Genomic DNA, 6,856 nt, shown 5'->3' with positions numbered 1-6,856 from the left:
GCTTTGTTGTCTTACTTTACCTCCTTTTCGGTCCCTTTCTTGTTGCCCTCCCCCCCCCCCCCCCACCCACCCCCCCCCCCCCCCCCCCCCACCGCCGCGTACGGGCCCGTCGCGCCGGCCGGCAGGCCGTCCGTGCCGGAGGCGCGAACCTACCCGCCCGTACATGCACGCAAGGCGTGTTCGGGTGTTTTTCGACCTTTCGCCCGGGCAGTCTCCCTACTGCCGCACGGGCCGGACGATCCACGCGCCGAGCCTGCGGGCGTGGGGACACCTGCCGCAGATCCGCTGCCGTACGGACGATCCTCGCCCGACACGTCCCGCACCGCCCCACAGTAAAGGCCGTATTCCGGGACACTTGCCGTAGCTGTCGTGTGCCCGGGGAAAGGACGCGACGTCATGTCGGAAACCGCCTCGACCCGTGCTCTGCAAGGCCGGCACCACCGGCCCTCCGTCACCACCGCACCCGGACTGCTGCCCTCGCTCGACCCTTTGCTGCGCGAATGGGTGCCACGGCAGCGGTGGTTCGCCGGCAAGGGCCGGCCTGTCACCGGCTTCGATCTCGTCGCGGCCGCCGAGCTGCTGCCCGTCGACGGGACCGTCGACGGCGCCGCCGCGCCCGGGCTGCTGCACCTGCTCGTCCGCGCCCGGCAGCCCGGCCCGCCGACCCGCACGCCCGAGGACGACGACTGCTATCAGCTGCTGCTCGGCGTGCACGGCACGCTGCCGCCGCGGCTCGCCCACGCGCTGATCGGCCGCCCGGACGGCGGACCGCTGGCCGGGCGCACGGTCTACGACGCGCTGCTGGACCCGCGGCTGTGCACGCTGCTGCTGGAACGGCTGCGGGTGCCCGGGCAGCTGGGCGCGCTCCGCTTCACCGTCGAGCCGCAGACGACCCTGGCCTCCGGCCTCTCCGCCCGGCCGCTGACCACCGAACAGTCCAACACCTCGGTGGTCTTCGGCGACGCGTACATCCTCAAGGTCTTCCGGCGGGCCTCCCCGGGCCTCAACCCCGACCTGGAACTGCCGCTGGCGCTGGCCCGCGCGAAGTGCTCGCGGGTCCCCCCGCCCGTCGCGTGGTTCGAGTCGGAAGCGGCGGGGCCGGTGACGGCCGCCGAGGGCCCGCGCCACCACGCCGCAGAACCGATCACTCTCGGCGTGCTCACCCCGTTCCTGGACGGCGCGGCCGACGGCTGGCAGCTCGCGCTCAACGCCCTCTCCGTACGCGCCGACTTCACCGGCTCGGCGCGGGCCCTCGGCCACGCCACCGCCGAGGTGCACACCGCGCTCGCCGAGACGCTGCCCACCACCGAGCTGCGCCGCACCCACCTGGAGCTGATCGCCGCCGGCATGGCCGAGCGGCTGGACGTCGCAGCCCGCGCGGTCCCGGCGCTGCGCCCGTACCGCACCCGGCTGCGCACCGCCTTCCACGCGCTGACCACCCTCGGCCGGGACGGCCGCGGCTTCGCTGCCCAGCGCATCCACGGCGACCTGCATCTCGGCCAAACCCTGCGCTCCGCGGGCGAGGGCCGCTGGTCGGTCATCGACTTCGAGGGGGAGCCGGCCCGGCCGTTGGCGGAAAGGCGCGATGTCCAGCCCGCGGTGCGCGACGTGGCCGCTATGCTCCGGTCCTTCGACTACGCGGCGCGCAGCGGCCCCGGCGGCGGCGACGCCTGGTCGCTGGAGTGGGCGCGGCGCGCACGGACCGCGTTCTGCCGCGGCTACGCCGAGGCCGGCGGCCTGGATCCGGACTCCGTTCCGGAGCTGATGCGCGCGTACGAGACCGACAAGGCCGTGTACGAGGTGCTGTACGAGGCACGGCACCGGCCGGACTGGCTGCCCATCCCCATGGCCGCCGTCCGCCGTCTCGCCGGCCCGGACCCGCGCCTGGGCACCGACCCGCAGCTGACGACCGACCCGCACGTGGGCGCGGGGCCCGACCCCTACGCCGAAGCGGACCCCGAGGAGGGCGACCCGTCGTTCACGACCTACGCCCCGCCCGAGGACCGCACCTGATCACAGCGAACCGCCCTTCGATCCCCCGACCCGTCGAACGCCCCGCCAGGAGGCTCCTCCCGTGACCCCCCGTCCGCCGTCCCGCCCCTCGTCCGACCCCGCAGCACCGGCGTCCGACGCCGACGTCCCGCCCACCTTCCTGCCGGCCCCCGCCCGGTCGGAGGACGAGCAGGACGCCCCGCCGGCCCAGCGCACCGGGCCCGATCCCGAGGCGGAGGCGGCCGCCGAACGCGCCGCGGAGCCGGCGCGGAAGCCTTCGCGCGCCGAGCCGGCCGGGGCGCCGGTGACCGATGCCCCGGAAGCGGGGGAACCGGCCGCCGCGGCCGCCAAGAAGCCCGCACCGAAGAAGGCCGGCGCGAAGAAGGCCGCCACGAAGAAGGCGACGGCCAAGACCACGACGGCCAGGACGACGGCCAAGAAGACGGCCGCCAAGAAGACCCCCGCCGCTCGCCCCGCCGCCAAGAAGACCACCACGCCCAAGACCGCCGAGCCCAAGACCGCCGAGCCCGCAGCCGCCGCTGCGCCCGCTGCCGCCGCCGTGCCTTCCGGCGCCCCCGCCCCGCGCGGCAGCAAGGGCGGCGTGCGCGCCGCGTCGCCGCTGAGTGACACCGACCGCGGCCGGCTGCTGTCCGGTACGCACCACGACCCGCACGCGCTGCTCGGCGCGCATCCCGTACGCGGCGGGGTGCTCTTCCGCGCGCTGCGCCCGTACGCCACCGCGGTGACCGTGCTCGCCAAGGGCCTGCGGGCCGAGCTGCACGACGAGGGCGACGGCCTGTTCGCCGGGGTGCTGCCGCTGTCGGAGATCCCCGACTATCAGTTGGTGATCACCTACGGCACGGGCGCCGACGCGCACGAGGTGACCGTCCACGACCCGTACCGCTTCCTGCCCGCGATCGGCGAGCTGGACCTGCACCTGATCGGCGAGGGCCGGCACGAGGAGCTGTGGCAGGCGCTCGGCGCCCGCGTCATGGAGCACGAGGGCGTCACCGGCACCCGCTTCACGGTGTGGGCGCCGAACGCGCAGGGCGTCCGCGTCGCCGGGAACATGAACTACTGGGACGGCACGGTCTACCCGATGCGCTCGCTGGGCGCCTGCGGCGTGTGGGAGCTGTTCATCCCCGGCCTGGGCGAGGGCGAGCTGTACAAGTTCGACATCGCGCGCCCGGACGGCAGCCACACGCTGCGCATCGACCCGATGGCCCGGCGGACCGAGTGCCCGCCCGCCAACGCCTCGGTCATCGACGTCGCGCACCACGAGTGGGGCGACGCCGAGTGGCTGGCGCGCCGCGCCGAACGCCCGGTGCACACCTCGCCGTTCTCCGTCTACGAGGTCCACCTCCCCTCCTGGCGCCCCGGCCTCTCCTACCGCGAGCTGGCCGAGCAGCTGCCCGCGTACGTCAAGGACCTGGGCTTCACGCACGTGGAACTGATGCCGGTCGCCGAGCACCCCTTCGGCGGCTCGTGGGGCTACCAGGTCACCGGCTTCTACGCGCCGACGGCCCGGCTCGGCACGCCGGACGACTTCAAGTACCTGGTCGACGCGCTGCACCGCGCGGACATCGGCGTGATCATGGACTGGGTGCCCGCGCACTTCCCGCGCGACGACTGGGCGCTCGCCGAGTTCGACGGGCGGCCGCTGTACGAGCACGAGGACCCGGCGCGGGCCGCGCACCCCGACTGGGGCACGCTCGAATTCGACTACGGCCGGACCGAGGTCCGTAACTTCCTGGTCGCCAACGCCGTCTACTGGTGCTCCGAATTCCACATCGACGGCCTGCGCGTCGACGCCGTGGCGTCCATGCTCTATCTGGACTACTCCCGCGAGCACGGCGAGTGGTCGCCCAACGAGCACGGCGGCCGGGAGAACCTCGACGCGGTCGACTTCCTCCAGGAGATGAACGCCACCGTCTACCGGCGCTGCCCGGGCGTGGTGACCATCGCCGAGGAGTCCACGGCCTGGGACGGCGTCACCCGCGCCACTCATCACGTCGGCCCCGGCGGCTTCGGCGGCCTCGGCTTCGGCCTGAAGTGGAACATGGGCTGGATGCACGACTCACTGGAGTACATGTCCAAGGAGCCGGTGCACCGCAAGTACCACCACAACGAGATGACCTTCTCGATGGTGTACGCGTACTCCGAGAACTACGTCCTGCCCATCTCGCACGACGAGGTCGTGCACGGCAAGCGGGCGCTGGTCTCGAAGATGCCCGGCGACTGGTGGCAGCAGCGCGCCAACCACCGCGCGTATCTGGGCTTCATGTGGTCCCACCCGGGCAAGCAACTGCTGTTCATGGGCCAGGAGTTCGCGCAGGGCGCGGAGTGGTCCGAGGGCCACGGCCCGGACTGGTGGCTGCTGGACCCGGCGTACTCCGCCGAGCCGGACCACCGCGGCGTCCGGGACCTGGTCCGGGAGCTGAACCGGCTGTACGGCGCGGTGCCCGCGCTGTGGCAGCGGGACACCGACCCGGCCGGCTTCTCCTGGATCGACGGCGGCGCGTGGGAGGACAACGTCTTCTCGTTCGTGCGGTACGACGACGCGGGCGACCCGCTGATCGCGGTGTGCAACTTCTCGCCCGTGGTGCGGCACGAGTACCGCCTCGGCGTGCCGGAGAACGTACCGGCCTGGCGTGAGGTGCTCAATACCGACGAGGAGCGGTTCGGCGGCAGCGGCGTGGCCAACGCGGCGCCGCTGAAGTCCGAGCCGGTGCCGTACCACGGCCGGGCCGTCTCCATCGCGCCGGTCCTGCCGCCGCTCGCCACCGTCTGGCTGCGCCCCGCGGGCTGAGCGCCGTCCCGGAGCGCGCTCCGACGGCCGTACGGACGTGCTTGCGGGCCGGTGTCGCACCCCCTGCCCGTACGCACAGAAAAGGGGCCCGCCGGCGGCTGCCGCCGGCGGGCCCCGTTCCCCCGTGATCCCCCGTTCCCCCGTTCACCGGCGATTTCGCGCCGGCCCTGGAGACTTTGCCGCCTCACAGCGTCCGGGGACAGTCCCGCCACGGCTTCGTTTCACGCCCGGGACATCCTGAGACGCAACCGGGAAATTCCGCACAAGATCGCGAACTGGGCGAGCGCCTCGGGCGCGCGCGTCAGGCCACGTTGACCGCGGTCCAGGCGGCGGCGACCGTCTTGTACTCGGCGCTCGTCGCGCCGTACAGGTCGGTGGCGGCCTTCAGGGTCGCTGCGCGGGCGCCCTTGTAGTCCGTGGTCGAGGTCATGTAGACGGTCAGCGCGCGGTACCAGATCGCGGCGGCCTTCTGATTGCCGATGCCGGTGACGGCGGAGCCGTTGTAGGTGGGGCTGTTGTAGCTGACGCCGTTGATCGTCTTGGCGCCGCTGCCCTCACTGGCCAGGTAGAACCAGTGGTTGCCCACGCCCGAGGAGTTGTGCACGTCGAGCTGGCCGACCTTGCGGGACCAGTAGTCCGCCGAGCGGCCGTCCAGGGAGGGCTTGTCCATGCGGCGCAGCCACGGCGGCGTGGACTGGTCGCTGAAGAGGTAGTCGGGGGTGTCGATCGCGTTGTCGGCGTACCACTCGACCATGGTGCCGAAGATGTCGGAGGTCGACTCGTTCAGGCCGCCGGACTCACCGCTGTAACGGAGGTTGGCGGTCGCGCTGGTCACACCATGGGTCATCTCGTGGCCCATGGTGTCCAGGTCGACCTGCTCGGGGTCGGTGGTGCCGTCGCCGTCGCCGGTCATCATGCAGAAGCAGTTGTCGGACCACTGTGCGTTGTCCCAGTGGGTGCCGACGTGCACGAAGACCGTGGCGCCCTTGCCGTCGTTCTTGATGCCGTTCCGGCCGAAGGTGTCCCGGTAGTAGTCCCAGGTCTTCGCGGTGTTGGCGTGCGCGTCGACGGCGGCGGTGGCGCGGTCGGCGGAGAACTTCTTCCCGTCGCCCCAGATGTTGTCGGCGTCGGTGAAGAGCGTGCCCGAGCCGGAGTTCAGGCCGGAGGACGAGACGTTGTTGGCGTCCTTGGTGATCGTGCCGCGGGTGGGGTCGATCAGCGCGTACGTGCCGTCGGCCCGCTTGGTGGTGTCGAGGGTGATGTCGCCGGTGTACTCGGAGTGGCCGGTGCCGGCTTCCTGGTGCTCGGCGTCGTACGTCTCGATCCGCTGCCCGCTGTCCGCGTCGGTGACGACGACCTTGCCGGCCGGCTCGCCGTGCGCACCGGTGCCGGCCACGGTGGTCCGCCAGGCGAGCCGCGGCGTGCCGTCGGCGGCCCAGACGATCAGCTCGGCGTCGGGCTCGGCGCCGCGGACGCCGGTGACGCCCTTGAGCGCCTTCGACTCGGTCGCCTTCGCGGAGACGCCCGGCCGCACCGAGTCCACCGCGACCTTGCGGGCCTTGGCGTGCGAGGCGGACGCCAGCTTGCCGGCGCGGGTCTGGTGGACGACGAAGTCGCCGCCGACGACGGGCAGTTGGCGGTACGTACGGTCGAACCGGACGTGCTCGGTACCGTCCCGGTCGATGACGACGTCCTTGGCGATGAGCCCCTGGTCCTTGCCGTACCCGAAGGTGGCGGCGTGCCGGGTGACATTGGCCTTGGCCCGGGATATCGCGGCGTCGCGTATCTGCGCGCTGGGAGCGCTGCTCTTTGCGGTACTCGCGGGGCTCGCGGGGCTCGCGGGGGCGGAGTACGCGGGGAGGGCGAGCGCGCCGGTGGCGACGACGGCGGCGACGGCCATGGCCGCAAGCGCTGCGGAGGATCTGGGCACGGAGGTTCTGGGCACGGCGGGGCACGTCCTTGAGGGTGAGGGAGTCGGCCGCCCGGCCCCGAAGGGGCCGGACACAGGCCGCATTCTCACCCTCTTGGCATGCCCCTGACGTGATCGCATCCGGG

3 protein-coding genes are annotated in these 6,856 nt (G+C 72.8%); 2 read left to right on the top strand and 1 reads right to left on the bottom strand.

The annotated features are described in order from the left end of the window. Nucleotides 1–396: 396 nt before the first annotated feature. Together ACZ4MH_RS18810 and glgB are read left to right on the top strand one after the other, a co-directional pair. Nucleotides 397–2,013, top strand: a complete 1,617-nt coding sequence (locus ACZ4MH_RS18810; protein WP_351591670.1) for a maltokinase N-terminal cap-like domain-containing protein — start codon at nucleotides 397–399, stop codon at nucleotides 2,011–2,013. A gap of 61 nt (nucleotides 2,014–2,074) precedes the next feature. Next, nucleotides 2,075–4,801 (top strand): 1,4-alpha-glucan branching enzyme, encoded by a 2,727-nt coding sequence (glgB, locus tag ACZ4MH_RS18805; RefSeq protein ID WP_351591673.1) that lies wholly within the window; start codon nucleotides 2,075–2,077, stop codon nucleotides 4,799–4,801. A gap of 301 nt (nucleotides 4,802–5,102) precedes the next feature. Here glgB and ACZ4MH_RS18800 read toward each other — a convergent pair whose 3' ends face one another. Further along, nucleotides 5,103–6,701: a M4 family metallopeptidase gene (locus tag ACZ4MH_RS18800; protein ID WP_467754581.1), complete on the bottom strand. Its 1,599-nt coding sequence runs from the start codon at nucleotides 6,699–6,701 to the stop codon at nucleotides 5,103–5,105. Between the last annotated feature and the right edge of the window lie 155 nt (nucleotides 6,702–6,856).

This window comes from Streptomyces sp. NPDC026301 (genome assembly GCF_055567935.1).
Note: the sequence above shows the minus strand (reverse complement) of the source record. Positions and strands in the feature narration are given on the sequence as shown.

Coding starts and splice junctions, on each gene's coding strand:
- ACZ4MH_RS18800 (WP_467754581.1), bottom strand. CDS start 6,701: ATGGCCGTCGCCGCCGTCGTCGCCACCGGCGCGCTCGCCCTCCCCGCG.
- ACZ4MH_RS18810 (WP_351591670.1), top strand. CDS start 397: ATGTCGGAAACCGCCTCGACCCGTGCTCTGCAAGGCCGGCACCACCGG.